This is a genomic window from Streptomyces spectabilis (assembly GCF_008704795.1).
In the GTDB taxonomy this organism is placed as follows: domain Bacteria; phylum Actinomycetota; class Actinomycetes; order Streptomycetales; family Streptomycetaceae; genus Streptomyces; species Streptomyces spectabilis.
Window position 1 is genome coordinate 2,655,443 of the sequence record NZ_CP023690.1, and the last position, 26,183, is coordinate 2,681,625.

At 72.6% G+C, this 26,183-nt stretch carries 25 protein-coding genes and 1 pseudogene; 13 read left to right on the top strand and 13 right to left on the bottom strand.

The genetic code is table 11. From position 1 onward, the window contains the following. Positions 1-76 precede the first annotated feature (76 nt). Both CP982_RS11435 and CP982_RS11440 read left to right on the top strand, forming a co-directional pair. Positions 77-1,142 (top strand): annotated as a pseudogene (locus CP982_RS11435) (S66 family peptidase). 95 nt (positions 1,143-1,237) lie between these two features. Next, a complete protein-coding gene (locus tag CP982_RS11440; RefSeq protein ID WP_150515424.1) occupies positions 1,238-2,500 on the top strand; it encodes an MFS transporter in 1,263 nt (420 codons plus the stop codon). Between the two features lie 17 nt (positions 2,501-2,517). Here CP982_RS11440 and CP982_RS11445 read toward each other — a convergent pair whose 3' ends face one another. From CP982_RS11445 to CP982_RS11470, 6 genes are all read right to left on the bottom strand, one after another. Further along, on the bottom strand, positions 2,518-3,618 hold the full coding sequence (locus tag CP982_RS11445) for a calcium:cation antiporter (protein WP_150510418.1): 1,101 nt from the start codon (positions 3,616-3,618) through the stop codon (positions 2,518-2,520). A 169-nt stretch (positions 3,619-3,787) separates the two neighbouring features. Continuing rightward, positions 3,788-4,786 carry a TerC family protein gene (locus CP982_RS11450; protein ID WP_150510419.1) on the bottom strand — a complete coding sequence of 333 codons (999 nt, stop codon included), beginning with the start codon at positions 4,784-4,786 and terminating at the stop codon, positions 3,788-3,790. A gap of 317 nt (positions 4,787-5,103) precedes the next feature. Then, positions 5,104-7,071 (bottom strand): TerD family protein, encoded by a 1,968-nt coding sequence (locus CP982_RS11455; RefSeq protein ID WP_150510420.1) that lies wholly within the window; start codon positions 7,069-7,071, stop codon positions 5,104-5,106. A gap of 80 nt (positions 7,072-7,151) precedes the next feature. Continuing rightward, the gene (locus CP982_RS11460) at positions 7,152-7,730 is read right to left on the bottom strand and encodes a TerD family protein (RefSeq protein ID WP_150510421.1); all 579 of its coding nucleotides are present in this window, start codon (positions 7,728-7,730) and stop codon (positions 7,152-7,154) included. 148 nt (positions 7,731-7,878) lie between these two features. Further along, positions 7,879-10,023 (bottom strand): excinuclease ABC subunit UvrB, encoded by a 2,145-nt coding sequence (uvrB, locus tag CP982_RS11465; protein ID WP_150510422.1) that lies wholly within the window; start codon positions 10,021-10,023, stop codon positions 7,879-7,881. A gap of 63 nt (positions 10,024-10,086) precedes the next feature. Continuing rightward, positions 10,087-10,974, bottom strand: a complete 888-nt coding sequence (locus CP982_RS11470) for an MHYT domain-containing protein (RefSeq protein ID WP_150510423.1) — start codon at positions 10,972-10,974, stop codon at positions 10,087-10,089. A 274-nt stretch (positions 10,975-11,248) separates the two neighbouring features. Between CP982_RS11470 and CP982_RS11475 the strand changes: the two genes are divergently transcribed. The 3 genes from CP982_RS11475 (at position 11,249) to CP982_RS11485 (ending at position 14,300) form a co-directional block, all read left to right on the top strand. Beyond that, positions 11,249-12,151 carry a glycerophosphodiester phosphodiesterase gene (locus tag CP982_RS11475; RefSeq protein WP_150510424.1) on the top strand — a complete coding sequence of 301 codons (903 nt, stop codon included), beginning with the start codon at positions 11,249-11,251 and terminating at the stop codon, positions 12,149-12,151. Positions 12,152-12,199: 48 nt separating this feature from the next. Continuing rightward, positions 12,200-12,778, top strand: a complete 579-nt coding sequence (locus tag CP982_RS11480) for a methylated-DNA--[protein]-cysteine S-methyltransferase (protein WP_150510425.1) — start codon at positions 12,200-12,202, stop codon at positions 12,776-12,778. A gap of 220 nt (positions 12,779-12,998) precedes the next feature. Further along, positions 12,999-14,300 (top strand): MFS transporter, encoded by a 1,302-nt coding sequence (locus CP982_RS11485; RefSeq protein WP_150510426.1) that lies wholly within the window; start codon positions 12,999-13,001, stop codon positions 14,298-14,300. Here the strand turns inward: CP982_RS11485 and CP982_RS11490 are convergent. After that, the gene (locus tag CP982_RS11490; protein WP_150510427.1) at positions 14,297-14,665 is read right to left on the bottom strand and encodes a cupin domain-containing protein; all 369 of its coding nucleotides are present in this window, start codon (positions 14,663-14,665) and stop codon (positions 14,297-14,299) included. The two genes, CP982_RS11485 and CP982_RS11490, sit on opposite strands and share 4 nt — an antisense overlap. A 91-nt stretch (positions 14,666-14,756) precedes the next feature. Between CP982_RS11490 and CP982_RS11495 the strand changes: the two genes are divergently transcribed. The 3 genes from CP982_RS11495 (at position 14,757) to corA (ending at position 17,921) form a co-directional block, all read left to right on the top strand. Beyond that, positions 14,757-15,662, top strand: a complete 906-nt coding sequence (locus CP982_RS11495) for a pseudouridine-5'-phosphate glycosidase (protein WP_150510428.1) — start codon at positions 14,757-14,759, stop codon at positions 15,660-15,662. Further along, a complete protein-coding gene (locus tag CP982_RS11500) occupies positions 15,659-16,630 on the top strand; it encodes a carbohydrate kinase family protein (protein WP_150510429.1) in 972 nt (323 codons plus the stop codon). Before CP982_RS11495 ends, CP982_RS11500 begins: the two co-directional genes overlap by 4 nt. A gap of 136 nt (positions 16,631-16,766) precedes the next feature. After that, positions 16,767-17,921: a magnesium/cobalt transporter CorA gene (gene corA / locus CP982_RS11505; RefSeq protein WP_150510430.1), complete on the top strand. Its 1,155-nt coding sequence runs from the start codon at positions 16,767-16,769 to the stop codon at positions 17,919-17,921. 27 nt (positions 17,922-17,948) lie between these two features. On the opposite strand, the gene CP982_RS11510 is transcribed toward corA, so the two are convergent. Together CP982_RS11510 and CP982_RS11515 are read right to left on the bottom strand one after the other, a co-directional pair. Next, complete coding sequence (locus CP982_RS11510; protein WP_144002838.1) at positions 17,949-18,368, bottom strand: CBS domain-containing protein; 420 nt, start codon at positions 18,366-18,368, stop codon at positions 17,949-17,951. A gap of 158 nt (positions 18,369-18,526) precedes the next feature. Continuing rightward, positions 18,527-19,159, bottom strand: coding sequence for a nucleoside/nucleotide kinase family protein (locus tag CP982_RS11515; RefSeq protein WP_150510431.1), 633 nt, complete (start codon positions 19,157-19,159; stop codon positions 18,527-18,529). 94 nt (positions 19,160-19,253) lie between these two features. Between CP982_RS11515 and CP982_RS11520 the strand changes: the two genes are divergently transcribed. The 3 genes from CP982_RS11520 to CP982_RS11530 all read left to right on the top strand — a co-directional run bounded on the left by CP982_RS11520 (position 19,254) and on the right by CP982_RS11530 (position 22,296). Then, the gene (locus tag CP982_RS11520; protein ID WP_150510432.1) at positions 19,254-19,946 is read left to right on the top strand and encodes a DUF2293 domain-containing protein; all 693 of its coding nucleotides are present in this window, start codon (positions 19,254-19,256) and stop codon (positions 19,944-19,946) included. Positions 19,947-20,154: 208 nt separating this feature from the next. After that, complete coding sequence (locus CP982_RS11525; protein ID WP_150510433.1) at positions 20,155-20,634, top strand: anthrone oxygenase family protein; 480 nt, start codon at positions 20,155-20,157, stop codon at positions 20,632-20,634. A 174-nt stretch (positions 20,635-20,808) separates the two neighbouring features. Next, positions 20,809-22,296: a glutamate synthase subunit beta gene (locus CP982_RS11530; protein ID WP_150510434.1), complete on the top strand. Its 1,488-nt coding sequence runs from the start codon at positions 20,809-20,811 to the stop codon at positions 22,294-22,296. An 83-nt stretch (positions 22,297-22,379) separates the two neighbouring features. On the opposite strand, the gene CP982_RS11535 is transcribed toward CP982_RS11530, so the two are convergent. The 3 genes from CP982_RS11535 to CP982_RS11545 all read right to left on the bottom strand — a co-directional run bounded on the left by CP982_RS11535 (position 22,380) and on the right by CP982_RS11545 (position 24,493). After that, positions 22,380-23,213, bottom strand: coding sequence for an SAM-dependent methyltransferase (locus tag CP982_RS11535; RefSeq protein WP_150515425.1), 834 nt, complete (start codon positions 23,211-23,213; stop codon positions 22,380-22,382). A 104-nt stretch (positions 23,214-23,317) separates the two neighbouring features. Continuing rightward, on the bottom strand, positions 23,318-23,533 hold the full coding sequence (locus tag CP982_RS11540; RefSeq protein ID WP_051855567.1) for a DUF397 domain-containing protein: 216 nt from the start codon (positions 23,531-23,533) through the stop codon (positions 23,318-23,320). Positions 23,534-23,632: 99 nt separating this feature from the next. Further along, on the bottom strand, positions 23,633-24,493 hold the full coding sequence (locus tag CP982_RS11545) for a helix-turn-helix domain-containing protein (RefSeq protein WP_150510435.1): 861 nt from the start codon (positions 24,491-24,493) through the stop codon (positions 23,633-23,635). A gap of 198 nt (positions 24,494-24,691) precedes the next feature. Between CP982_RS11545 and CP982_RS11550 the strand changes: the two genes are divergently transcribed. Next, entirely contained in the window at positions 24,692-25,270 is a 579-nt protein-coding gene (locus CP982_RS11550) for an ATP-binding protein (RefSeq protein ID WP_150510436.1), read from the top strand. A 136-nt stretch (positions 25,271-25,406) separates the two neighbouring features. Further along, the gene (locus tag CP982_RS11555; protein WP_372503350.1) at positions 25,407-25,862 is read left to right on the top strand and encodes a hypothetical protein; all 456 of its coding nucleotides are present in this window, start codon (positions 25,407-25,409) and stop codon (positions 25,860-25,862) included. A 58-nt stretch (positions 25,863-25,920) separates the two neighbouring features. On the opposite strand, the gene CP982_RS11560 is transcribed toward CP982_RS11555, so the two are convergent. Continuing rightward, entirely contained in the window at positions 25,921-26,100 is a 180-nt protein-coding gene (locus CP982_RS11560; protein ID WP_150515427.1) for a hypothetical protein, read from the bottom strand. Between the last annotated feature and the right edge of the window lie 83 nt (positions 26,101-26,183).

Sequence of the window (26,183 nt, forward strand, 5' to 3'; positions counted from 1 at the left end):
GGGCTGTCCAGCGCGGTGCGTCACAGGCCGTTTATCGCGGTGCGGGTGCCGGGCGGGCCGACGTACGCTGCCGGGCATGACGCCGCCCGTGGAGCCGCCCCGGTACCCCCCGAAGCCCCAGCCCGGTGACCGCGTGGCGGTCGTCTCGCCGTCCTCCGGGCTTCCGGAGCTCTTCCCACTGCCCTACGACCTGGGGATCGCGCGCCTGCGGACGCACTTCCACCTGGAGCCGGTGGAACCCGGCGACGCGCAAGATGGGTGCCTCGCCGCGCGAGCGGGCCGATGACCTGCACGCCGCGTTCGCCGACCCGACCGTGAAGGCCGTCATCGCGAGCATCGGAGGCGACGACCAGATCACCCTGCTGCCGTTCCTGGACCGCGAGTTGATCCGCGCGCACCCGAAGCCCTTCTTCGGGTTCAGCGACAACACCGTCCTGCACGCCTTCCTGTGGCAGACGGGCGTCGTCAGCTTCCACGGCGCCTCGGTGATGTGCGAGCTGGGGCGGCCGGGAGCCATGGCTCGGCAGACCGCCGACTCCCTCCGGGCCGCCTTCTTCGTACCGGGGCCCTACGAAGTGGTTCCCGCCGACCGCTTCCGTGTCGTGGACGTCCCGTGGGACGACCCGGACACGTTCCTCGACGAACCGGCGACCGAACCGGGCGAGGGCTGGACCTGGCACCTGCCACAGGGAGCCGAGCGGGTCGTGGAGGGGCGCACCTGGGGCGGCAGCCTGGAGGTGCTGTCCTGGCTCCTGATGGCGGACCGCGAGATCGCCCCCGACCCGGCGGCGTACGACGGTCATGTGCTCTTCCTGGAGACGTCCGAGGAACTCCCCTCCGCCGCCGAGGTGTTCCGGATCCTGCGCAGCATGGGCGAGCGCGGGCTCCTCGCCCGCTTCGGCGCGCTCGTCATGGGCCGCGCGAAGAGCTGGAGCTTCGACCGGCCCCACGGCCCGGAGGAGCGCACCCGCTACGCGCTCGAACAGCGCGAGGCGGTGCTCCGGGCGCTCGGCGCGTACGCCCCGGACACCATGGCGGTCTTCGACGTGGACCTGGGGCACACGGATCCCCAGTACGTGATCCCCTATGGGGGCGTCGTCCGGGTGGACGGCCGGGAGAGGCGCATCACGGTCACGTACTGAAGCCCTTCCCGTAACCGCCCCGTACGGCGGGCAGTTGACGCACCGTGCACACCAGTGACTCTCCGTCGAACCCCCGGGCCGGTGCCGCTCCGTCGCTGCCGCGGCTCGCCGCCGCCGCGCTCGCGGGGACCGCCATCGAGTTCTACGACTTCTTCGTGTACGGCACCGCGGCGGCGCTCGTGCTCGGGCCGCTGTTCTTCCCGACGTTCTCGCCCCTGGCGGGGACGCTCGCCGCGTTCGCGACGTTCGGGGTCGGCTTCGTCGCCCGGCCGCTGGGGTCCGTGGTCTTCGGGCACATCGGCGACCGGCACGGCCGACGGCCCGTCCTGGTGGGCTCGCTGCTCATGACGGGCCTCGCCACCGTCGCCGTCGGCTGCGTACCGACGTACGAGTCGATCGGCGCGGCCGCTCCCCTGCTGCTGCTCGTCCTGCGGTTCGTGCAGGGCGTGGGGCTCGGCGGCGAGTGGGGCGGGGCGGTGCTCCTGGCGGCCGAGCACGCGCCCGCCGAACGGCGCGGGCTGTGGGCGAGCTTCCCGCAGGTCGGCCCCGCGATCGGGTTCCTGTTCGCCAACGGCATCACCCTGGGGCTCTCGGTGACGCTCACGGAGGCGCAGTTCGCCTCCTGGGGATGGCGGATCCCGTTCTGGGTGGCGGGGCTGCTCGCGGCGGCCGGGCTCGCGCTGCGCGCCTCTCTGGAGGAGAGCCCGGACTTCCTGGGCGTACGCGAGCCCGCGCGCGTGCCGCTCGTCGAAGTGATGCGCGGCCACTGGCGGCTCGTCCTGCTCACGGCGGGCGCCATCGCGGTCGGGTACGCGGTCTTCTACGCCGTGACGACGTGGTCGCTGTCCTACGGAGTGGAGCGGCTCGGCGTGAGCCGTCCGGTGATGCTGACGTGCGTGATGGCGGCCGTCGTCGCCATGGGGGCGCTGACCCCGGTGTCCGCGCACCTGGGGGACCGCTACGGACGGCGTCCGCTGTGCCTGCTCGGGTGCGCGGCGACCGCCCTGTGGATGTTCCCGATGGTGGCGCTCCTGGCGACAGGACAGCCGCTGCTGATGTTCCTCGGCTTCCTGGTGGCCCTCATCGCGTTCACGACGATGTTCGGGGTGGTCGCGGCGTATCTGCCGGAGCTGTACGAGCCGCGTGTGCGCTGTACGGGGGCCGCGGTGGGCTACAACCTCGCCGGGGTGCTCGGCGGCGCGCTCACGCCGATCGTGGCGACCGCGACGGCACGCGGGACGGGCACGCCCTGGGGCGTGGCGGCGTATCTGACGGCCGTGGCGGTGCTGAGCCTCGGCTGCTTCGCGCTGCTCCCGGAGACGCGGCCCGAGAGCAGGGCGGTGCCGGTCACCGGGTGACGGGCACCGCCCCGCGCTCACGGGTTCATGGCCAGTTCCAGATAGGCCGCGAAGAGCACCAGGTGGACGCCGCCCTGGAGAAGGGTGGCCCGGCCCGGCACGACGGTGAGCGTGCTGACGCCGACCGTGAGCAGGAGCAGCACCATGTGGGTCGAGCTGAGTCCGAGCACGAGCGGTCCGGTCAGCCACACGGAGGCGATGGCGACGGCGGGGATGGTCAGGCCGATGCTGGCCATCGCCGAGCCGAGGGCCAGGTTCAGGCTGGTCTGCACGCGGTCGCGGCGGGCGGCGCGCACGGCCGCGATGGTCTCCGGGAGCAGCACGAGCAGCGCGATGATCACGCCGACGACGGCGTGCGGCAGGCCCGCGGACTCGACGCCCGACTCGATGGTCGGCGACACGCCCTTGGCGAGGCCGACGACGCCGACCAGGGCGAGGGCGAGCAGTCCGAGGCTGATCTGGGCGGTGCGGGCGGAGGGCACCTCGGCGTGGTCGTCGGCGTCGCGGACCTCGCCCTCCTTGGTGACCGGCAGGAAGTAGTCGCGGTGGCGCACGGTCTGCGTCGCCACGAACAGGCCGTACAGGACGAGTGAGGCCAGGGCCGCGAAGGTGAGCTGCGAGGTGGAGAACTCCGGGCCCGGCTTGGACGTCGTGAACGTCGGCAGGACCAGGCTGAGCGTGGCCAGCGTGGCGACCGTCGCGAGGGCGGCTCCGGTGCCCTCGGGGTTGAAGACGGCGACGCGGTGCCGCAGGGCCGCGGTGAGCAGGCACAGACCGACTATGCCGTTGCAGGTGATCATCACGGCGGCGAAGACGGTGTCGCGCGCCAGGGTGGAGCTCTTGTCGCCGCCGTCGGCCATCAGGGTGACGATCAGGGCCACCTCGATGATCGTCACGGCCACGGCGAGGACGAGGGAGCCGAACGGTTCGCCCACACGGTGCGCGATGACCTCGGCGTGGTGCACCGCGGCGAGCACGGCTCCGGCGAGGACCACCGTCACCAGGGCGACGACGCCACCGGGAAGCTCCCGCCCCCAGGTGCAGGCGAGCAGGACGACTCCGAGAACGGGCACTGCGGTTGTCCACCGCGAGGCGATGGCCCGGAGTCTGGGGATCATGTCTTCGATGCTGCCCCGCGCGCGGGAGGGCCGCGACTCCATACGTTCCTCTCTATGCGGAAGCGGTGCACAGTCGTGGACTGTGCACCGCTTCCGGTGGTTCGTTTCGGCGCTACCCGCTCCCTACGGAGAGGGGCGCCTTCGTACTGCCTCTCTACGGAGAGAGCGGTTACGCCTCGATGCTGTCCTTCGAGGCCTCGTCCTTGCCTGCCGCCGCCTCGCGCTCCTGCTGCTTCTTGGAGGCCATGAGGCTGGTGATCGTCGTGATCACCAGGACACCGCAGATGACGCCGAGCGAGACCGGGATGGAGATCTCGGGGACGTGCACCCCGTTCTCGTGCAGGGCGTGCAGGACGAGCTTCACGCCGATGAAGCCGAGGATCACCGACAGACCGTAGCTGAGGTGGACCAACTTCCTGAGGAGGCCACCGATGAGGAAGTACAGCTGTCGCAGACCCATCAGGGCGAACGCGTTGGCGGTGAAGACGATGTACGGGTCCTGGGTGAGGCCGAAGATCGCGGGGATCGAGTCCATCGCGAACAGGACGTCGGTGGTGCCGATGGCGAGCATGACGACCATCAGGGGCGTCATGATCTTCTTGCCGTTCTTACGGACGAACAGCTTCGTGCCCTCGTACCGGTCCGAGACGCCGAACTTCTTCTCGATGGACTTCAGGAGGCGGTTCTCCTCCCAGTCCTCTTCCTCCTCGTCGGCACGCGCCTCCTGGATGAGCTTCCAGGCGGTGTAGATCAGGAACGCGCCGAAGATGTAGAAGACCCACGAGAAGTTGGCGATGACCGCGGCGCCGGCGGCGATGAAGATCGCTCGCAGGACCAGGGCGATCAGCACACCGAACAGCAGCACGCGCTGCTGGAGGTGCGACGGCACCGAGAACTTCGCCATGATCAGGATGAAGACGAAGAGATTGTCGACACTCAGCGACTTCTCGGTGATGAAGCCGGCGAAGAACTCGCCCGAGGCCTGGCCCTCGCCCGCGATCAGCAGGCCGAGCCCGAAGAGCGCGGCGAGCACGATCCAGACGATCGTCCAGATGCCGGCTTCCTTGATCGACACATCGTGCGGCTTGCGCCCGATGAAGAAGTCGACCGCGATCAGGGCACACAGACCGAGAACGGTCGTCACCCACAAGGTCATAGAAACGTCCACTGCGCCTCCGGCGTCGTACGGCTACTGATCAGCGTCGTCGCTGCCGGAGGTCTCTTCCACCCGGGCACCCCACGGTGCCTGCCGGGCCGACGCCCCGGGACCGATGGCGGTCCGTATTGACGGGCACGTCGCGTACGGGAGTACTCCCCTCCGCACGGAGAAGCCTACGCGAAAGACCAAGGTTTGGTAAAGGCCACGGCAAACGGCCGCCAAGTGGCCAGGTCAGAAGGCAGATGCGATCACTTAGTCGACATACGCATCACTCGCCAGGGACACATGCGTCACGCGTCAGGGGCACACGCGCGCGTCGGCGGAGCTCAGCGGCTGCCGGTGCGCCGGGCCCTGCCCACGCCCGCCAGGACGTGGTGGAGGACCTCGCTGCCGGACGGCGGCAGCGGCGGCTCGTACGTCCACGCGTGGCCCACCCAGGGGTCGGCGAGGTGGTCGTCGGGCACCGGGGTCAGACGCAGGAGCGCGCGCCACAGCGGGTCGAGCAGCGGGCCGTACTCCCGGGCGTCCTCGCGGTCGGCGACCATCATCAGGTGGACGCCGACGGCCGGGCCCTCGTCGGCCAGATAGCGCAGCTGGGTCACGGCGCGGTCGTCGAAGCCGTGCGGGAAGTCGTTGACCACCAGGAGGTGCTCGCCCGTGTCGAGGTCCGGCGGCAGGGACGAGGTGACGCCGCCGCGGACGGCCATCTGTAGAAGATCGACGCGCTGGGTGAGCTTGGTGAGAACGGCGCCGGTGCCCGCGGCCCCGGAGGCGGGCGGCTCGTCGAGGACCCCGGACGTCACGAGCGGGGCGAGCGCGGCCGCGCCGGTGCCCGCCGGGTCGATGACGTGCACGGTGAACTCGCCGGGCGGATAGACGGCCAGCAGGCGCGCCGCGTGTGCGACGGCGCTGTCCAGGGCGAGGCGGCGCAGGGTGTCGGCGTCAGCGAGCGAGTCGGTGCCCGAGCGGCCGCTGTCGATCCACAGGCCGCGCTCCAGGGGCAGCCGCACCAGCATGGGGATGCGCAGGTCCGGGCGCTCGGGCAGCTGGAGCCCGCCGAGGCGCACGGCCATGGGGATCTCCATGGGCGCGCGGTAGGCGTGCCAGACGGGGCTCGACCAGTCGGCGAAGGCCGGGGGCAGCGCGGGCTCCACGACGTCCGCCTCGGCGGCGAGCTGGCCCAGGTCGCGGTCAAGCGCGGCCCTGGCCTGGTCGACGAGGTCGCCGTGCTTGGCGCGGGCGCTCTCGCGGGCGGCGTCGCCCGCGCCGCCGATGCGGCTACGCGGGTCGGAGAGGACCTTGTCCAGCTCCTGCTCCATGCGCGAGTCGGCGAAGTCGACGGCGCTGCGGTACGCCGCCGTGGTGCGGGCCAGGTCCTCGAACATGCCCCACACCTGGTTGTAGAGGCGCTCCTCCAGGGACCAGCCGGTGGCGTCGCCCGCGACGGGCTGAGCGGGCTGTCCCGGCGCGGCCCGCGGTGCGGCGGGCGGGGGCGGCGGGGGCGCGCTGGTCTGGCGGCGCGGGTGCGTGTAGTTGACGGGGCCGCCGTCGCCGGGCTGGGCCGGGGCGGCATCGCCCGGCGCGGGCGGGCCCGGCTGCGCGGGGGCGGGCGGGACGGGGTGGGTGACGGCCGGGTCGCCCTGCGGCGCGGCGGGGTGCCGGCCCGTGGTGTGCCCCTGGGCGGCGGCGCGCACCCGGGCCTCGTCCGCGGGGCGCGGCGGGGGCGGGGTGACGGAGCGGGCGAGGCCCTGGGCCACGGCCTCGTCGATGGTCGCCGCGAGGTCCTGGGCCTGGGGCAGGCCCTGGTCGGTGAGCATCTCGGCGAGGCCGCCCGCGTAGCCCTGGCCGACGGCGCGCACCTTCCAGGCGTCCTGCCTGCGGTACAGCTCCAGGGCGACGACGGCCGACTCCACGGAGAGGTCCGTGAGGGTGTAGCTGGCGATCTCGGCGCCGTCGAGGCCGGTGACGGCGACGAACGGCGCGGCGACGGCCCCGAATCCTGCCGGGCCCGCGACGCCGACGGGGAGCGCGAGCAGGACGTTGACCTGGTGGGCGTCGTCCGGCAGCGCGTCGAGGTCGACGGCGAGGCGGTGGTCGGCGGCGGCCTGCCGGGACACTTCGAGGCCCGGCAGGGTGGGCGCCCCGGGGTGGGCGACCCAGGAGGTGCCGCGCACCTTGCGCCGGTCGTCGCTGAGCGTGGCCGCGGCAACGACCGGTTGAGCGGCCGACACCCGGACTTCCAGACGGGTGCCGGGAAGCGGATGGTTCTGCCCCCTGACCAGCTCGGCCGTCATCGCGTTCGTTCCCCCTTGTCGGCCCCCTCGCCGGGCCTTCGTACGTACGGACTGCCGTCCGGGGACGGCCGAGTCGGGCCTTACAGGTGCGGCAGGATCGCCGGCATCAGGTCCTGGAAGGTGCGGCCGTTGGCAGGGCTGCCGATGGCCGTCATCTGCCAGCCGGTGCCCGCGCGGTGGACCTTGGCCATGATCTGGGCGGTGTACTGGCCGCCGCCGTCCAGGGTGTAGCGGGCGAGCTCCTGGCCGTTGGTCTCGTCGACCAGGCGGCAGAAGGCGTTCTGCACCTCCTGGAACGTCTGGCCGGTGAAGGAGTTCACCGTGAAGATGATCTGGTCGATGTGGACCGGGACGCGCTGGAGGTCGACGAGGATGGCCTCGTCGTCGCCGCCCTGGCCGACGCCGCCGACCAGATTGTCCCCGGTGTGCCGCACGGAGCCGTCGTCGCTGACGAGGTGGCGGAAGAACACCACGTCCACGGGCTGCTTGTCGGCGAACAGGACGGCCGAGGCGTCCAGGTCGACCTCGCGCGTCCGGGTGCCGAACAGGCCGCGCCGCGGGGCCGCCTGCCAGCCGAGGCCCATGCGCACCGCGGTCAGGACGCCCCCGTCGTTCTTCTGCAGGCTGATGGCCTGGCCCTTGGTCATGTTGACCGTCACGCGCTGTCCCCTTCTCGAACTCCCCAGGGCGGCCGCCGCCTTCCGGCGACCGCCCCATCACCCTATGCAGCGGTGTCCAGCGCGCCGCACCTCGGTCCGCACATTGTGTCGGTGTTGCAACACACCGCGACGTGCGGACCGTTCCGCGCTACGCCAGGCCCGCCTCCTTCATCTGCCGCAGTTCCTTCTTCATCTCCGACACCTCGTCGCGCAGCCGCGCGGCGATCTCGAACTGGAGGTCCGCGGCGGCGGCGCGCATCCGCTCGGTCATCTCCTCGATCTGCGCGGCCAGCTCGGTGGCGGGCTTGTCCGTGGGCACCTGCTTGTCCTTGGCGGACTTCTTCGCCGCCTTGGCGGGGGCCCCGGCGGCCGCCTTGCCGAGCGAGGGCACGGGGGCCTTGGCGCCCTTGCCGTCCTTCGTCTTGCGGTAGTTCGTCCCGAGGAGCTGCTCGGTGTCGACCTCTTCGCGCGCGATCGACGACACGATGTCGTTGATCTTCTTGCGGAGCGGCTGCGGGTCGATGCCCCGCTCCTTGTTGTACGCGATCTGCTTCTCCCGGCGGCGGTTGGTCTCGTCGATGGCCTTCTCCATCGCCGGGGTGATCTTGTCGGCGTACATGTGGACCTGACCGGAGACGTTGCGCGCGGCGCGGCCGATGGTCTGGATCAGGGAGGTGCCGGAGCGCAGGAAGCCCTCCTTGTCGGCGTCGAGGATCGCCACCAGGGAGACCTCGGGCAGGTCGAGGCCCTCCCGCAGGAGGTTGATGCCGACCAGGACGTCGAACTCGCCGGCCCGCAGCTCGCGCAGGAGCTCCACCCGGCGCAGGGTGTCGACGTCGCTGTGCAGATAGCGGACCTGGATGCCGAGCTCCAGGAAGTAGTCCGTGAGGTCCTCGGCCATCTTCTTGGTGAGCGTGGTGACGAGGACGCGCTCGTCCTTCTCGGTGCGCTTGCGGATCTCGTGCACCAGGTCGTCGATCTGGCCCTCGGTGGACTTGACGACGACCTCCGGGTCGACGAGTCCGGTGGGGCGGATGATCTGCTCCACGTGCCCGTCGGAGCGGGACATCTCGTACGCGCCCGGGGTCGCCGACAGATAGACGGTCTGCCCGATGCGCTCCTGGAACTCCTCCCACTTCAAGGGGCGGTTGTCGAGCGCGGAGGGGAGCCGGAAGCCGTGGTCGACGAGGGTGCGCTTGCGGGAGGCGTCGCCCTCGTACATGGCGCCGATCTGGGGGACGGTGACGTGCGACTCGTCGAGGACGAGCAGGAAGTCGTCCGGGAAGTAGTCGAGCAGGGTGTGCGGCGGGGTGCCGGGGTCGCGGCCGTCGAAGTGCATCGAGTAGTTCTCGACGCCGGAGCAGGAGCCGATCTGGCGGAGCATCTCCAGGTCGTACGTGGTGCGCATGCGCAGGCGCTGGGCCTCCAGCATCTTGCCCTGCTTCTCCAGCTCCGCGAGGCGCTCGGCGAGCTCCTTCTCGATGCCGTTGACCGCCTTCTCCATGCGCTCGGGGCCCGCCACGTAGTGCGACGCCGGGAAGACGTACAGGTGGTCGTCGTCGCTGATGACCTCGCCGGTCAGCGGGTGGAGCGTGGACAGCGCCTCGATCTCGTCGCCGAACATCTCGATGCGCACGGCCAGCTCCTCGTAGACCGGGAAGATCTCGATGGTGTCGCCGCGGACGCGGAAGGTGCCCCGGGTGAAGGCGAGGTCGTTGCGCGTGTACTGGATGTCGACGAAGCGGCGCAGGAGCTGGTCGCGGTCGATCTCCTCACCGACCTTGAGCGGCACCATGCGGTCCACGTACTCCTGTGGGGTGCCGAGGCCGTAGATGCAGGAGACGGAGGCGACCACGATGACGTCGCGGCGGGTGAGCAGCGAATTCGTCGCGGAGTGGCGCAGGCGCTCCACCTCCTCGTTGATCGAGGAGTCCTTCTCGATGTACGTGTCCGACTGCGGGACGTACGCCTCGGGCTGGTAGTAGTCGTAGTACGAGACGAAGTACTCCACCGCGTTGTTCGGCAGGAGCTCTCGGAACTCGTTCGCCAGCTGAGCGGCCAGGGTCTTGTTCGGCGCCATGACGAGCGTCGGGCGCTGGAGCTTCTCGATCATCCACGCGGTGGTGGCCGACTTGCCGGTGCCGGTCGCGCCGAGCAGGACGACATCCTTCTCACCTGCGCGGATGCGCTTCTCCAGCTCGGCGATGGCGGCCGGCTGGTCGCCACTGGGCTGAAACGGGCTGACGACCTCGAAAGGCGCCACCGTGCGTTCGATCTTCGATACGGGCCGCATGGGATCCACCGTACGACTCCGCACTGACAACGCCGCTCCGTCCGCCGTCGCCCGTCGGCGCTCTCACCACTTCTGCGGGGCGCGCGCACCTGGCCTGCGGCGGCTCCTGCGGCCCGGCCGCGCCGGTGCCCTGCGGCCGACGTGCCCGTACTGGCGCTCGCCGGAGCGCGGCACGGGGTAGGCGGGGGTGCGCGGCCGCGCGGCGGCCTTCAGGTCGGCCTTGCCGAGCATCATCAGCGGGTCGAACATCACGACCACGCCCGAGAGCAGCAGGAAGGCCAGGGGGCCGATCATGAGGGGCGCGAGCAGCTCGGCCGACGAGCCCCCGGGCGACGGGCTCGGGGTGCTGTGCAGGTGGACGCTGACGGCGGCCATGCCGGTGTAGTGCATGCCGCTGACGGCGAGGCCCATGACCAGGCTGGCGCCGAGGCTCCACAGGAAGCCCCTGACCTGCCCTGCGGCCCACAGCGCGGCGATGGCGGCGACGACGGCGATCACGACGGAGGCGGCGACGGTGAGGGTGTTGTACTGGAGCGTGCCGCCCAGGCGCATCCCGGCCATTCCCAGGTAGTGCATCGAGGCGATGCCCAGGCCCGTGATGGTGCCGCCGGTGAACAGGGCCGTCCCTCTGGCGCCCCGGTAGCCGACGATGAAGATCCCTACGCCGACCATGACGATGGCGACGGCGAGACTCGCGAAGGTCGTCAGGCGGTCGTAGGTGATGGGGGTCCCCTGGACGGTGAAGCCCATCATGGCGATGAAGTGCATGGTCCAGATGCCGGAGCCGATCGCGGCGGAGCCGAGGGCGAGCCAGCCCGGCCGCCAGGAGTGTGCGACGAGCAGCGACCTCGTGGTGCAGCGCAGGCCGAGCGCCCCGCCGAGACAGGCCATGAGGTACGCGACCACAGGCGTGACGAGCCCGTAGCTGAAGCCGTCGACCGTGCCCTCCATGAGCGCTAGCCCTTCCGCCTGTCGTACCCGAATGTCCCGGAACACCCCGTCCGCCCCCGGTCGACCGCCGGGTGACGGAGCGTCGGCTGAGGCGAGGGTAGGGCCCATCCAGGAACGTACGAACGATTTTCCGGCAAAGAAACACGGCTTCCGCGCGCGGGGTCCCCACATGGGTGGCTGGTGTTCAGCCTGTGGTCATCCTGCACCTGTCTGTAGTTGGCGGTGCACTGTCACGCTCACGGCATCCCCCTGAGTTCCGACGCGAGGAGAAGCCGTGCCCCCACGCGCAGCCGCTGCCACGACCGCCGCCCTTCTGGGGGCGGGTGCTCTGGTGCTCCCCTCCACCGCCGCCGCCGAGACGCCAGCCCGGGAGACCCGCGTCAGCGCGGCCGCCGCGCACGCCGAACCGCTGGTCGTCGCCCACCGCGGGGCCTCCGCCCACGCCCCCGAGAACACCCTCGCCGCCATCGACAAGGCCGACCGCCTCGGCTTCCGCTGGGTCGAGAACGACGTGCAGCGCACCAAGGACGGGGTGCTCGTCATCGTGCACGACGACAACCTCAAGCGGACGACGAACGTCGAGGAGGTCTTCCCCGGCCGCGCTCCCTGGAAGGTCAAGGACTTCACCGCCAAGGAGATCGCGAAGCTCGACGCGGGCAGCTGGTTCGGCGCCAAGTACAAGGGCGCGCGCGTGCCGACGCTCACGCAGTACATGAACCGCGTCGCGCGCAACGGCCAGCGGCTCGTCCTGGAGATCAAGAAGCCCGAGCTGTACCCCGGCATCGAGCGCGACACCCTGCGCGTGCTGCGCGAGACGGGCTGGCTGGAGCGCCACCGCGTGCGGCACGACCTGGTCGTCCAGAGCTTCAGCGCGGACAGCGTGCGGCAGGTGCGGGCGCTGCGGCCGGACATCAAGACCGGCTTCCTGGGGACGCCCGCCGTCGCCGAGCTGCCGAAGTACGCGAAGTTCGCCGACCAGATCAACTCCACGCACACGTCCATCTCCGACGGCTACGTCGCCGCGATCCAGCGCCTCAAGGGCCCGCACGGCAAGCGTCTGGAGATCTTCACCTGGACCGTCGACGAGCCCGCGGCGGCGCGGCGGGTCGCGGGCTTCGGCGTGAACGGCATCATCACCAACAAGCCCGACGTGGTGCGCGCGGCACTCCGCCACTGACGGGCCGGCCCGGCGGCGTTGTCAGTGCCCGGTCGTACGGTGGTGTCCATGAACGCCACGGGGCACACCCAGCAGGAGCAGCGGCGGGCCGGGCGGCCGGGCCCGGTCTGGGCCGTCGTCGCCAGCGACATCGGCCCACTGCTGCTCGCCGCGACCGGGACCGGCCTGGTCAACGTCGTCTTCCACGCCACCGACGACGTGCGGGACAAGGCCGTCGAGCGGCTCGGCTCCCGGCTCGGCGCCGAGCCGGCCGAAGCGCCCTCCTCGCCGCTGCTCGCGGAGCCCATACGCCAGCTGGAGGACTATTTCGCGGGCCGTCGGCGCGACTTCGAGCTGCCGCTCGACTGGTCGCTGATCTCCGGCTTCAACCGCCAGGTGCTGCGCGAGCTGGCGGCGGGCGTCCCGTTCGGGGCGGTCGTGGGCTACGGAGACCTCGCCCGCCGTGTCGGCCAGCCCGGAGCGGCCCAGGCCGTGGGCATGGCGATGGGCGCCAACCCGCTGCCGGTCGTGGTGCCCTGCCACCGCGTGGTCGAGAGCGACGGCGGCATAGGCGGCTTCGGCGGGGGCCTGGAGACCAAGCGGCAGCTGCTGGCCCTGGAGGGGGTCCTGCCCGAGCCGCTGTTCTGAGGCCGCGGGGCGACGGGCCCTCCCGCAGGCGGGCCTCGTCGCGGGGCGAGGCGTGTCGGTGTGTCGGCACCTGCTGGCACACTGCGCGCGTGAGCGCATCCTCCATATCCCCGTGTCCCCCGCCCCTCCGGAGAGGTGTGCCGCACCCGGCACAGCCGCCGTGCCCCTCGATGTCGTCCCGTACGGGCATCCCGTCGGCCGCGGCCGCGGCAGGCGGGCGATGACCGCGACCGAGCGGGTGTCCGCCGGACCTGTCGACGTGACGGACCTGCCCGCCCTGCGCCGCCGCGTCTCCGCGGTCCTGGTCGCCAGCCAGATCCTCGGCGGGCTCGGCGTCGCCACCGGCATCGCGCTCGCCACCGTGCTCGCGACGGAGGTCAGCGGCTCCGAGTCGCTGTCCGGGCTCGCGCCCACCGCGACCGTCGCGGGCACCGCCGTCCTCTCGGTGCCGCTGGCCGCCCTGATGACGGCCCGGGGCCGGCGCCCCGGTCTCGTACTGGCGTATCTGATCGGCGCGTTGGGCGCGGCGGTCGTCGTCGTGGCCGCGGCCGTCGAGAGCTTTCCGCTGCTCCTGGTGGGCATGGCCGGGTTCGGCGCGGCCTCCGCCGCGAACCTCCAGGCGCGGTTCGCGGCCGCCGACCTGGCCGAGCCGAGCGCCAGGGCCCGGGCCATCTCGAACGTCGTGTGGGCCACGACGATCGGCGCGGTGCTCGGCCCGAACATCGCGGCGCCCGCGGGCCGCAGCGTCTCCGCGCTCGGCATCCCCAAGGCGTCGGGGGCCTTCGTGTGGGCGGCCGGGGTGTTCCTGCTCTCGGCGGTCGTCGTGGCGGTGCTGCTGCGCCCCGATCCGCTCCTGACCGCCCGCGCCCTGGAGCCCGAGGCGGACACCTCGGCGGCGGGCGGGTCGCTGCGGGCCGGGATCGCCGCCGTCGCCGCCTCGGGGAAGGCCAGGCTGGCCCTGGTGACGGTCACCATCGCGCACACCGCGATGGTCGCGATCATGTCGATGACCCCGGTCGACCTCGGTCACCACGGGGCGAGCATCGATCTGATCGGCCTGGTGATCAGCGGGCACATCGCGGGCATGTACGCGTTCTCACCGGTGATGGGGCGGCTCGCGGACCGGCTCGGACGGCTCAGCGTCATCGGTCTGTGCGTGGGGCTGCTCGCCGTCTCCGCGCTGCTCGCGGGCACCGCGGGCAGCAACCACGCGCAGACGGCGGTGGGCCTCTTCGTCCTCGGCCTCGGCTGGTCGGCGGGCCTGGTGGCCGGCTCCGCGCTGCTCACCGACTCCGTGCCGCCGGGCGCGCGCGCCGCCGCGCAGGGCCTGTCGGACCTGACGATGAACGCGGCGGCGGGCGTCGGCGGCGCCGTCGCGGGACTCGTGGTCGCGCGGGCCAGCTACGGCTGGCTCAACCTCGCGGCGGCGCTCCTGCTCCTGCCGCTCGCGGCCCTCGCCCTGTTCAGCAGGGGCTCACGAGCCGCCGCCCGGCAGCGCGCCGACCCATCGGACACGCCCTAGCCGCCCAGCGTGATGTGGTACGCCTTGCGCAGCGTCTCGTGGACCGTCCACGTCGTGCGGTCGCCCTCGCGCAGGACGGCCGCGTCGCCGGGGCCGACCTCGATGACGTCGCCGCCCTCCACCTCGATGGTGGCGCGCCCGCTGACGACCACGAACAGCTCGTCGGCCTCGGTGTCGGTCACCACGCCCGGCGTGATCTGCCAGATGCCGCGCAGCTGCTTGCCGTCGGCGGACTCCCACAGGACCTTGCCGGTGACCACCGGGGTACCGGAGACGATCTGCTCCGGGTCCAGCGGCTCCTCTTCGAGGTCGACATCCGGGATGTGCACGGCAAATGAGGCAACGCTCTGATCATTCGTGGTCATGGCCGGTCACCCTAATGGGTTTGCCGCGGCACGCCGCCCGCCAGGGATGAACCCAGGAGCTCAGGCGGCCCGACTGGCAGGAGGCAGGCCCGTGTTGGTGGTGTCCGACGAGGTACAGGCGGCTCTCGCGCGGCGGCGGCCGGTCGTGGCCCTGGAGTCCACGATCATCGCGCACGGCCTTCCGCGCCCGCGCAATCTGCGCGTGGCGCTCGAACTGGAAGAGGCCGTGCGCGAGGAGGGCACCGTCCCGGCGACGATCGCCGTCCTGGACGGCCGCCCCCATGTCGGCCTGGACAAGGAGCAGCTGGAACGGGTCGCCGGGGAGGACGGCATCCGGAAGCTGGGCCACCGCGATCTGCCCCTGGCCGCCGCCACGGGCGCCAGTGGGGCCACCACGGTGTCGGCGACCGCGCTGCTCGCCGCCCGCGCGGGCCTGCGGGTGTTCGCCACGGGCGGGCTCGGCGGGGTGCACCGGGAGTGGACGGCGACGCAGGACGAGTCCGCCGACCTCGGCCTGCTCGCCCGCACGCGGATCACGGTGGTGTGCGCGGGGGTGAAGTCGATCCTGGACGTGGCGGCGACGCTGCAGCGCCTGGAGACTCTCGGCGTCGCGGTCGCCGGGTACCGGACGGAGCGCTTCCCCGGCTTCTACCTCGCCGACTCCGGGCACCCCGTGGACTGGACGCTGCGTACGCCGGCCGAGGTGGCGGGGGTGATGCGGGCCCAGGACGCGCTTGCCGGGCCGGAGTCGGCGCTCGTCGTGGCGAACCCCGTGCCCGAGGAGCAGCAGCTCGATCCCGCACTCCACACGCGCGTACTCGATGAGGCTCTACGGGAGTGCGACGCGCGGGGCGTGACGGGGCAGGCGGTGACGCCGTTCCTCCTCGACCACCTGGTCCGGCACACCGAAGGGGCCTCCCTGGAGGCGAATCTGGCGGCCGTACGAGGCAACGTCCGGCTGGCGGCACGGATCGCGGCCGCGTGGGCGCGGGGATGACGAGCGGGGGCCGCGCCGGGGACCCGGCGGGCGGAAGCCGTGCTCAGGGGCTGCTGGTCGTCGGTGACGTCGTCACGGACGTCGTCGCCCGGCACCGCACCCCGCTGGTGCCCGGCACCGACACCGAGGCCGCGATCCGCACGGTGCCGGGCGGCGCGGGCGCCAACGTCGCGTGCTGGGCGGCCTGCTGGGGGCACCGGGACGTGCGCTTCCTGGGGCGCGTGGGCGCCGACGCGGCGGCCTGGCACGAGGAGAACCTGGTCCGGGCCGCCGTACGCCCCCACCTCGTCGTCGACCCCGACGCGCCCACCGGCACCGTGATCAGCCTGGTCGACACGGGCAACGGCACGGCGGAGCGGACCTTCCTCACGGACAGCGGTGCGTCGCTGCGCCTCACCACCGCCGACTGGTCGCCGTCGCTGCTCGACGGCGTGGGCTGGCTGCACCTGTCCGGCTACTTGTTCTTCGCCGAGTCCAGCCGGGCGGCCGCGCGGGCGGCCCTCGGCGCGGCGCGCGCACGCGGCGTGACCGTGAGCGTGGACCCGGCGTCGGCGGGCTTCCTCGCACGGCACGGCACGGACCGCTTCCTGGCGTGGTGCGGCGGCGTGGACGTCCTGCTGCCGAGCCGGGACGAGGCGGAGCTGCTCACGGGCCTGCCCGGCGCGGCGGACGCGGCGCGGGCGCTGAGCCGCCGCTTCCCCACGGTGGTGGTCACGTCGGGCCGCGGGGGCGCGGTGGCCGCACGGGACGGCGAGGTGCGGGTGCGGATGCCCGCGGAACGGGTGGACGCGCGGGACTCCACGGGCGCGGGCGACGCGTTCACCGGCGCGTTCGTCGCCTCTCGGCTCGCGGGCGCGAAGCTGTGCGACGCGGTGGCCGAGGGCTGCGGCGCCGGGGCGCGGGCGGTGTCCCGGGTGGGGGCGCGCCCCGCGCCGACGGTTCCGCCGGACGGCGGCGGGCAGGCGTAGCGGCAACGGTTCCGGGGCGCCGCGGTGGGCAGGCGCGGCAACGACCCGGACCGGAATCTTCCGATCCCCCAGGCTGAAACGCGGTGGGGGCCGGACTGGCAGACTTGTCCCTCAAGTCCAGCACGAGGAGCCGCACATGTCGATGGGGAGCAACTTGCGGAAGGTGAGCAGCCTCCGCAAGGTCGGGAACCTGAGGAGCGTTCGCGGCCTGCAGAAGGTGGCGCGCCTGACCCGGCGCAGCCCGCGCGTCGATCTGAGCCACCCCGCCCGCTCCCCCCTGGGCTCCTCAGTGGTGAAGTGCGTGACCTATCGCAAAGGGGTGCGGCAGACCGCGGAGCGCGACGGTGACCTCGTCGAGGCCGTGGCCCAGGTCCGCAAGGACGACGACGGCTTCGTCTGGCTCGGCCTGCACGAACCCACGGAGCTGGAGTTCGCCGGCATCGCCGAGCTGTTCGGCCTGCATCCGCTGGCGGTCGAGGACGCGGTCCACGCCCACCAGCGGCCGAAGGTCGAGCGCTATGACCAGACGCTGTTCGCCGTGTTCAAAACCGTCTGCTACGTCGAGCACGCCGAGCTGACCGCGACCAGCGAGGTCGTGGACACCGGCGAGATCATGGTCTTCGTCGGCCGCGAGTTCGTGATCACCGTGCGGCACGGCAGGCACGGCTCCCTCGGCCCGCTGCGCGAGCAGCTCGAGTCGACGCCCGAGCAGCTCGCCCAGGGACCGGCCGCGGTGCTGCACGCGATCGCGGACCACGTCGTCGACGACTACCTCGACGTGACGGAGGCGGTGCAGGCCGACATCGACGAGGTCGAGTCGGAGGTGTTCTCCTCCACCGGGGCGCGCACGGCCGACCCCGGCCGCATCTACCAGCTCAAGCGCGAACTGCTCGAACTGAAGCGCGCGGTGGTGCCCCTCGCCCGCCCGCTCCAGGTGCTCGCCACCCAGCCGATACGCGTCATCGCCCCCGAGATACAGGCGTACTTCCGCGACGTGGACGACCACCTCAAGCGGGTCACCGAGCAGATAGCGGCCTTCGACGAACTGCTGAACTCGATCCTCCAGGCCCACCTCGCCCAGGTGACGGTCGCGCAGAACGACGCCACCCGGAAGATCACGGCCTGGGCCGCCATCGTGGCCGTCCCGACGATGATGTGCGGCATCTACGGCATGAACTTCGACCACATGCCCGAGCTGCGCTGGCGGTTCGGCTACGCACTCGTCATGGGGGTGATCGCCACGGCGTGCGTCGTGCTGTACCGGGGCTTCCGGCGCAACGGCTGGCTGTGACCGCGCGCCGCCCCGGCTCCGGAGCCGTCAGCCCTTGGCGTAGACGCTCTCGCACCAGGCCGCGAGCTGCTCCTCCGTCAGGTGCTTGGCCAGGTCGGCCTCGCTGATCATCCCGACGAGGCGCTTGTCCTCGATCACGGGCAGCCTGCGGATCTGGTGGCCCTGCATCTCCTCCAGGACGGCGTCGACACCGGCGTCCGAGGCGATCCAGCGCGGGGTGCCCTGGGCGAGTTCACCCGCGGTGACCTTGGCCGGGTCGTGTCCCATCGCCACACAGCGGACGACGATGTCGCGGTCGGTGAGGATGCCGCACAGCCGCTCGTTCTCGTCGCTGATGGGCAGGGCGCCCACGTCCAGCTGGCGCATCAGCTGCGCGGCGCGGTCCAGGGTCTCGTGGGCGGGGATCCACCGGGCCCCGCGGTGCATGATGTCTCCGGCGGTGGTCATGACGTACCTCCCGATGCCGGACGGCCGGCGCGGCGCGGGGGCACCGCTGGTACCGACGGCCTCGCTACGGCCTCATCCAGTCCCGACGACCTCATTGTCACCGCCCCGTCGGACGGCTGCACCCGCACCTGGTCAGCAGGGGACGGCCGCGCCGCGGCTCAGCCGTTCCACGCCGGGTGGCGCGGGTCGTCGGCCCGTACGACCACGTCGGCGGCGGACGCGGGGTCCCGCTCGGCCTCGTAGCGCTCGAAGGCCGGGAGCGTCCACTGCTCCTCGGGGGCCGTGCGCCTGCGCAGGGCCCCGGGAGAGAGCCGTACGTGCACCGTCAGGTCGAAGGGGAACCAATGGCCGAGCAGCAGAGGGCCGTGCAGCAACAGCGCTCCTCCCGGCGGGAGCTGGGCGTAGGGGCTGCGTGTGGCGCGGTCGGCCGCCGGGTCCCACAGGTCGGGCAGGACGCGTCCGGTGCCGCCGGGGTCCAGCGGTCCGAAGACCTCACGCCAGAGGGCACCGGTGTCGAACCAGCCGCTGTAGTAGGCCTCGACGTCCTCGTGTCCGTACTCGAACCGCAGCGAGGCGGGCCGCAGGAACCCCTGGGCGCCGACGACGAGCGCGGACCGCCCGCGCACGCGCAGCGCCTCGCCGACCCGCTCCGCGAGGTCACCGGGCCGGGCCGCGGGCGCGCCGTCGAAGGCGACGCGCGGCCAGGCGCCCCCGTCGGCGGGCGCCAGCTCCAGGAGCCGGTCGGCGAGGGTGTCCGTGAGCCGTTCCCAGGTGATCGCTTCGAGTCGCACGGGCCCATGATGCCCACCCGCCGAGGAGGCGGTGCGGGCGGGCGCGTGGGCGCGGGCCGCGTGCGGTGCGGCGCCGGGCGGGAAGGTACCTCCCATGGCACTGCCCCGCTCCACGACTCCCGCCGTCGGCACCGGCCTCGTCGTCTTCCAGCCGCTCAAGCGCAAGCGGTGCGCGGAGTGCGGGGCCGGGCCGTTGTCGCTGCTCACCCTGGAGGGTGGGGGGCCGCGCTGTCTGGACTGCGCGGACCTCGGGCACCTCGTGTATCTTCCGCGCGGCGACACGGCACTCACCAGGCGGTCGCGGGAAGGCAGCGCGCTCTCGGCGGTGGTGGTCCGCTTCAACCGGCGCAAGAGCCGGTACGAACGCCAAGGCGTCCTGGTCGAGGAGGCGGCGCTCGCCCTGGCCGAGCAGCGGTGCCTGGCGGACGCGGAGGCACGGGCGCGGCGGCGCGCGCGGGACGCCGTGCGCCGTGCGGCCCGGGACGAGCGGTTCGCGGCGGCGTTCGCGGAGGAGATCCTACGGCTCTTCCCCCGGTGCCCGCCGGAGCGGGCCGGGCGGATCGCCGCGCACGCCTCGGTGCGCGGCAGCGGCCGGGTGGGCCGCAGCGCGGCCGGGCAGGCCCTCACCCCGCGCGCGGTGACGGCGGCCGTGATCGCGGCGGTGCGCCACACGGAGACGGAGTACGACGCCCTGCTGATGCGCGGGATCCCCCGGGGCGAGGCCAGGCGCCGCATCGCCCGGGGCGTGGAGGAGACGCTGCGGGCCTGGGGACGAGGGACGAGCTGAGCAGCGCACGCCGGTGGCGAGACGGTGGCGCATGGAGGTGCGGGAACGGCGTATGGCCGGGGGCGCGTCGTGGCATTTGACTTGTCGTAGACACACCACACCGTGCAGGATCTTGCGCGGCGCGCCGACCGCCCCCAGGCCCGGTCCCCCCGCGGGAAGCCCCGAGGGAGCCGATCGTCCAGAGGCCGGACCCACTCAGGGAGTTGCCATGATCGAGGGACCCTACTTCGTGCTCACCGTCCTCGGTGCGGTCTCCTGCGGCCTTGTCGCGGGGGTGTTCATCGGCTTCTCCACGTTCGTGATGAAGGGCCTCGCGGCGCTGCCCCCGGCCCAGGGCATTGCGGCGATGAACGCGATCAACGTCACGGCGGTCACTCCGGCGTTCATGGCGGTGTTCATGGGGGCGACGGGCGTGTGCGCGGTGCTCGCCGTGGTGACGTTCGTGCTGTGGCCGGACGAGGGCACGGTGGAGCTGCTGCTCGGCTGCGCGCTGTATCTGGTGGGCTGCTTCGGCGTCACCGTGGCGGCGAACGTGCCGCGCAACGACGCGCTGGCGAAGGTCGACGCGGGGTCGGAGCGCGGGGCCGCGTACTGGCGCACGTATGTGACGGAGTGGACGATGTGGAACCACGTCCGCACCGTGGCGGCCACCGCGGCCTCGGTGGCCTTCGTCCTCGGCCTGACCTGACCTGGCCTGGTCTGATCGGCCCTGATCTGGCCTGCCCTGCCCTGACCAGGCCTGACCAGGCCGACCGGACCGCCCGACGGCCCCGCCCGGCTCCCGGCATGCCCGCCCCGCCCCCGCGACGTACCGTGACTCGAAGGACGCGTATCGCGGGCGGGGAGACGTAGGGAGACGGCCATGGCCGACCCCAAAGGGTTCCTCAGGGTGCCGCGCGCGGAGTGGCCGCGGCGGGCGGTCGGCGACCGGGTCAAGGACTGGGACGAGGTGTACGAGCCGGACGGACTGCTTCCGCTCGTGGTGGGGCAGGCGGACCGGTGCATGGACTGCGGGGTGCCGTTCTGCCACGAGGCGTGCCCGCTGGGGAACCTCGTACCGGAGTGGAACGAACTCGTCTCGCGCGCCGACTGGCACGCGGCGGCCGAGCGGCTGCACGCCACGAACAACTTCCCCGAGTTCACCGGGCGGCTGTGTCCCGCCCCGTGCGAGGCGGGCTGCGTGCTCGCGATCAACCAGCCCGCGGTGACGATCAAGAACGTCGAGGCCGCCATCGCCGACCGCGTCTGGGCGGACGGCCTCGCGCCGCCGCGGCCGCCTGAGCGGCTCACCGGCAAGAGCGTCGGCGTCGTCGGCTCGGGCCCGGCGGGTCTCGCGGCGGCGCAGCAGCTGACGCGCGCGGGGCACACGGTGGTGGTGTACGAGCGCGAGGACCGCGCGGGCGGGCTGCTGCGCTACGGGATCCCCGCGTTCAAGATGGAGAAGCGGCACCTGGAGCGGCGGCTCGCGCAGTTGTCCGCCGAGGGCACCCGGTTCCGTACGTCGACGCACGTCGGGCGGGACGTGAGCGCGGTGGCGCTGCTCGCCCGGCACGACGCGGTGGTCCTCGCCGTCGGAGCCACGGCGTGGCGGGAGCTTCCGGTGCCGGGCCGCGAGCTCGCCGGGGTCCGGCAGGCGATGGAGTACCTGCCGCTCGCCAACCGCGTGTGCGAGGGGGACCTCGACGCCTCGCCCCTGTCGGCGGCCGGGCGGCACGTGGTGATCGTGGGCGGCGGCGACACCGGCGCGGACTGCCTGGGCACGGCGGTGCGGGAGGGCGCGGCGTCGGTCACACAGGTGGACATCCGCCCGCTGCCGGGGGCCGAGCGGGACGGGACGGCGGAGCCGTGGCCGACGTACCCGCACGTGTACCGGGTGTCGCCCGCGCACGAGGAGGCCGGGGAGCTGGGGTTCGGGCAGCGCCCCGACGCGGACGCCCGGCTCTTCGCGGCGGCCACGCTGCGGTTCGCCGGGGACGCGGCGGGGCGGGTGCGGGCCGTTCACCTGGCGGGCGTTGACGAGGGCCGGCGGCCGGTGCCCGGCGCGGAGCGGGTGCTGCGCGCCGATCTGGTGCTGCTCGCGCTGGGGTTCCGGGGGCCGGAGGTGGCGGGTGGCGCGGTCGGGGAGCTGGGCGTGTCCGTGGCGCCGAGCGGGGCCGTGGTCCGTGATGCCGCGTACGCGACGGACGTGCCGGGGGTGTTCGTCGCCGGGGACGCGGGCCGCGGTCAGTCCCTGGTGGTGTGGGCGATCGCGGAGGGCCGGGCCGCCGCGGCGGCCGTGGACCGCTGGCTGATGGGCAGCACGCGGCTGCCGTCACCGGTGGGGGCCCACGACCGCCCCCTCACGCCATGACATCGCGGCGCCCCACACACACAAGACCCCCAGGACCCCCAAGCCCCTCAGAGGCCCCCGAGGACCTAAAGGCCAGCCCCGTCTCACCCCTTCCGCGCCACCCCGCCGAAGATCGGCACCGGCCCCTCCCCCGCCACCGGAACCCGCTCTCCCAGTTCCGGATGCCACGCGTCGACCACCGTCACGCCCGGCGCGGCCAGGTCGAGACCGTCGAAGAAGCGCAGGACGTCCACGCGGTCGCGCAGGGCGAGGCTGAGGGCGCGGGACTCGTACAGGTCGCCCGCGACCCGGGCCCGGTCGGGGGTGAACTCGCCGGTGCCGTGGGACAGCATCAGCCAGCTGCCGGGCGGCAGCGCGGACATCAGCCGCTCCACCAGGTCGTAGGGGCCGTGCTCGTCCGGGACGAAGTGGAGCAGGGCGATCAGGGAGAGGGCGACGGGCCGGGAGAAGTCGAGGGTCTGGCGGGCTTGTTCGAGGATCGCGGCCGGTTCCCGCACGTCCGCCTGGATGTACTCGGTGGCGCCCTGCGGCGTCGAGCGCAGCAGGGCCTCCGCGTGGGCGAGCACGATGGGGTCGTTGTCGCAGTACACCACGCGCGCGTCGGGGGCGGTGCCCTGCGCGATCTGGTGCAGATTGGGCTCGGTCGGGATGCCGGAGCCGATGTCCAGGAACTGGCGGACCCCGGACGCCGCGAGCCACCGCGTGGCGCGCTGCATGAACGCCCGGTTGGCCCGTGCGATGCCCGGGATCCGGGGGTCCATGGCGACGAGCTGACGGCCCATCTCCTCGTCGACCGGGTAGTTGTCCTTGCCGCCGAGCCACCAGTCGTACATCCGCGCCGGATGCGGCTTGCTGGTGTCTATGTACGGCGACGGAGACGCCGACGCGGACTCCTCCGCGGCTCCCCGCCCGCCCATGCCGGTCCCGGTCAACTGCGGCTCCCTCGCCCGTTCGGCAACGCTTCGACAACGTACGGATCACGCCGGTTCCGCGCGCGGGGCGACCGCGGTCGCTACGCGCGTCACGACAGCAGGAAGTCGGCCTCCCCGGCCTTCGCTCCCTGTATGAACGCCCGGATCTCGCCATCGGTGTAGATGAGCGCGGGGCCGTCCGGGTCGGAGGACTGGCGCACGGCGACGCGCCCGTCGTCCAGCTTCATGGCTTCCAGGCAGTTGCCGCCGTTGCCACCGCTCCACGGCTTGTGCCAGCCCTCGCTGCCGAGCTCGCGGGCGGGCATGCCGTTGTAGATCCGGGAGGATCCGGGGGGCCGGGAATCGGCGCGGGTGTCGGGCCGTGACGAGGGGCCCGTGCCCGCTCGATGTCGATCTCGGTCCATTCACAGCTCCTTGCGGACATCCCGGAGGATCTCCTTCGTGCGTTGTGCGGTCGCGGCCTGGGCCGCCATGCGATCCATGACCTCCAGATGCGTCGCCACCTCGGCGCGCGCGTCCAGATAGACGGCGCCGGTGAGGTACTCGCTGTAGACCATGTCCGGCAGCTCCGCCATGGCGAAGCGGAAGAGCACGAACGGTCCGAACGTGCCCGGGTGCGGGCCCGCCGCGAACGGCGCGACCTGCAAGGTCACCCGAGGCATTTCAGTGGCCTCAAGCAACCGGTCTATCTGCGCACGCATCACCTCGGGTCCGCCGACGGGGCGGCGCAGCGCCGTCTCGTCCATCACGACCCACAGGCGCGGCGCGTCCTCACGGCTCAGCAGCGTCTGCCGCTCCATGCGCAGGGCGACATAGCGCTCGATGTCCTCCGGCCGGGTCTGGCCGATGGCTCCGGAAAGCAGGACGCCGCGCGCGTAGTCCTCGGTCTGGAGGAGACCGGGCATGAAGTGCGGTTCGTACGACCTGATGAGGCTCGCGGCCCCCTCCAGGCTGACGTACATGCTGAACCAGCCCGGCAGGATGTCGTGGAAACGCTGCCACCAGCCCGGCTTGTTCGCCTCCTCGGCGAGGGCGACGAACGCCTCGGCCTCTTCGTCCGGGATGCCGTACGCCTTCAGGAGGAGCTGCAGATACGGGATCTTCAGCGCGACCTCGGCGGTCTCCATGCGGCGCACCGTGGCCGGGGCCACACGCAGGATCCGCGCGGCCTCGTCACGCTTGAGCCCCGCGCGCTCACGCAGGTCCTGCAGGCGACGACCGAGAACGACCTGTCCGACGGTCGGCGCCGACCGCGGTTCGCTCACGTCTTACCTCCACCCACTACGCGTCACTCTCTGCATCGGATCTTGCCACTTCGCGTCACTCTCCGTAGTCACGCGTCGCACCAACTCACGCCGCACGGTGAGGCGTTGCGAGAAGTGTGCCATGCGGCGTCTCAAAGGAACACGCCACTGTGCACATTTCAGAGTGGCCCTTGCCAAGGTGTTCGCGCCGGGGCGATAGTGGAGAGCGTGACTCCGCCCGCATCGTTAGGAACTGAAGCCACCGATCCCCGACTTGGCGTGTGCGCCGAGGACCGGGCGGCGGCCGCCGAGCCCTGCGTCACCTTCACCCTGGCCGCGCTGCCGAGTTCCGTCGGCCGCGCCAGGCGGTTGACGCGTGACCGGCTCAGTTCCCTCGCGGTCGGCGACGACGCCTGCGACACGGCAGCGCTCGTCGTATCGGAGCTGGTCACCAACGCCATCGTGCACACCGCAAGCCGGACCGTCGTCTGCGAGATCCGCACGGAAGCCGACACCGTGCGGATAGCCATCCGCGACGAGGGCTGTGGTTCGGGGGTTCCACGCCCGACCGGCCTGCGCGGGCCTGACGAGGAGCACGGGAGGGGGTTGCTTCTCGTGAGCGCCGTGAGCAACGCATGGGGTGTCCAGGACTCCGGAACCGGCCTTTCGGTGTGGGCGGAGCTACCGATAGCCGGTTGCCCGCCCGACGGGGGCGCGTTCGGCGCCCTCACGGAACCGGCCTTCGGCGCCGCCGCGTTCGGCGGCATGGGGCTGGATTTGGACAACTTCGACGACTAGGGCGACGTCGTCACGGACGGCCACGGCAGGGGCCTGACCGGCGACACCCGCCACCGAATGGACCAGAGCGCCACCGGCGGCCTTTAGGCCGACGTGACGGGGATGCGAGTGCGACAGCGATGCGGTCGGGGGATAAGTGAGCGCGGGGACATCACGACTGTTCGGCCTTGACACCTTGGTACGGCTCTCGCGCGAGCGGGAGCGGGCGGTCGGACGGCGAGCCGTGAGTGTGCAGCCAGTGGCACGGCTCGCCGTCCCCGCCGGAATGGGGCAGCCCCTCGGCTGCGACGCGGTCGCGATGCCCGCGGAGTTCGGTCCGCGGCTCCTCGACCGGCTGCCCCGGGTGGGATGCGTGTACGAGGACGGACCGCGCTGGTGGTGGATCGTGCCCGCCGACTCCGACGTGGCCCTGGAGTGGCCGCCGGCGGCGTTCTACTCGCCGGGCGCCCTGGTGCCGGACACGGTGCGGGAGCCGGTCCTCGTCCACCAGCCGGAGGGCCCGGTCCCCTATACGCCGCCCATTCCGCTGTACTTGGCCCTGTGCCGGATGTCCGGGGCCGTCCCCGGGTGGGCAGGTCCGGTCCGCGCCTGAGCGGCCGGGACCCCTTGAGCGCCGGGCCGGGGACGGCTGGCCCCCGGCCCGACTCCACTCAGGCGGCGGCGCGCTCGCGGCACTCCCGCACGATCACCAGGAAGGCGTCGGTCGCCAGGTCCATCACGACCTCCGCGTGCTGACCCTCGCTGCGCCGGGCCCGCGCGAACTCCTCCGCCGGCCACGATCCGCGCGGTCCGCCCGCGGGAAAGCGCTCCAGCACCACTCGTCCGTTCATCATGTCCTGATCCCCCGTGTCCCCCGTCGTACTCGGTGCGGAGCGAAGGCTCCGCACCGAGTACAACGCGCGGAGCACCCCCG

What these genes read in the sequence shown, in the direction of transcription:
- CP982_RS11445 (WP_150510418.1), bottom strand. Translation starts at nt 3,618, where the DNA reads ATGATCCCCAGACTCCGGGCCATCGCCTCGCGGTGGACAACCGCAGTG.
- CP982_RS11455 (WP_150510420.1), bottom strand. Translation starts at nt 7,071, where the DNA reads ATGACGGCCGAGCTGGTCAGGGGGCAGAACCATCCGCTTCCCGGCACC.
- uvrB (WP_150510422.1), bottom strand. Translation starts at nt 10,023, where the DNA reads ATGCGGCCCGTATCGAAGATCGAACGCACGGTGGCGCCTTTCGAGGTC.
- CP982_RS11470 (WP_150510423.1), bottom strand. Translation starts at nt 10,974, where the DNA reads ATGGAGGGCACGGTCGACGGCTTCAGCTACGGGCTCGTCACGCCTGTG.
- CP982_RS11480 (WP_150510425.1), top strand. Translation starts at nt 12,200, where the DNA reads ATGAACGCCACGGGGCACACCCAGCAGGAGCAGCGGCGGGCCGGGCGG.
- CP982_RS11485 (WP_150510426.1), top strand. Translation starts at nt 12,999, where the DNA reads ATGACCGCGACCGAGCGGGTGTCCGCCGGACCTGTCGACGTGACGGAC.
- CP982_RS11490 (WP_150510427.1), bottom strand. Translation starts at nt 14,665, where the DNA reads ATGACCACGAATGATCAGAGCGTTGCCTCATTTGCCGTGCACATCCCG.
- CP982_RS11500 (WP_150510429.1), top strand. Translation starts at nt 15,659, where the DNA reads ATGACGAGCGGGGGCCGCGCCGGGGACCCGGCGGGCGGAAGCCGTGCT.
- corA (WP_150510430.1), top strand. Translation starts at nt 16,767, where the DNA reads ATGTCGATGGGGAGCAACTTGCGGAAGGTGAGCAGCCTCCGCAAGGTC.
- CP982_RS11510 (WP_144002838.1), bottom strand. Translation starts at nt 18,368, where the DNA reads ATGACCACCGCCGGAGACATCATGCACCGCGGGGCCCGGTGGATCCCC.
- CP982_RS11520 (WP_150510432.1), top strand. Translation starts at nt 19,254, where the DNA reads ATGGCACTGCCCCGCTCCACGACTCCCGCCGTCGGCACCGGCCTCGTC.
- CP982_RS11525 (WP_150510433.1), top strand. Translation starts at nt 20,155, where the DNA reads ATGATCGAGGGACCCTACTTCGTGCTCACCGTCCTCGGTGCGGTCTCC.
- CP982_RS11530 (WP_150510434.1), top strand. Translation starts at nt 20,809, where the DNA reads ATGGCCGACCCCAAAGGGTTCCTCAGGGTGCCGCGCGCGGAGTGGCCG.
- CP982_RS11535 (WP_150515425.1), bottom strand. Translation starts at nt 23,213, where the DNA reads ATGGGCGGGCGGGGAGCCGCGGAGGAGTCCGCGTCGGCGTCTCCGTCG.
- CP982_RS11540 (WP_051855567.1), bottom strand. Translation starts at nt 23,533, where the DNA reads ATGCCCGCCCGCGAGCTCGGCAGCGAGGGCTGGCACAAGCCGTGGAGC.
- CP982_RS11560 (WP_150515427.1), bottom strand. Translation starts at nt 26,100, where the DNA reads ATGAACGGACGAGTGGTGCTGGAGCGCTTTCCCGCGGGCGGACCGCGC.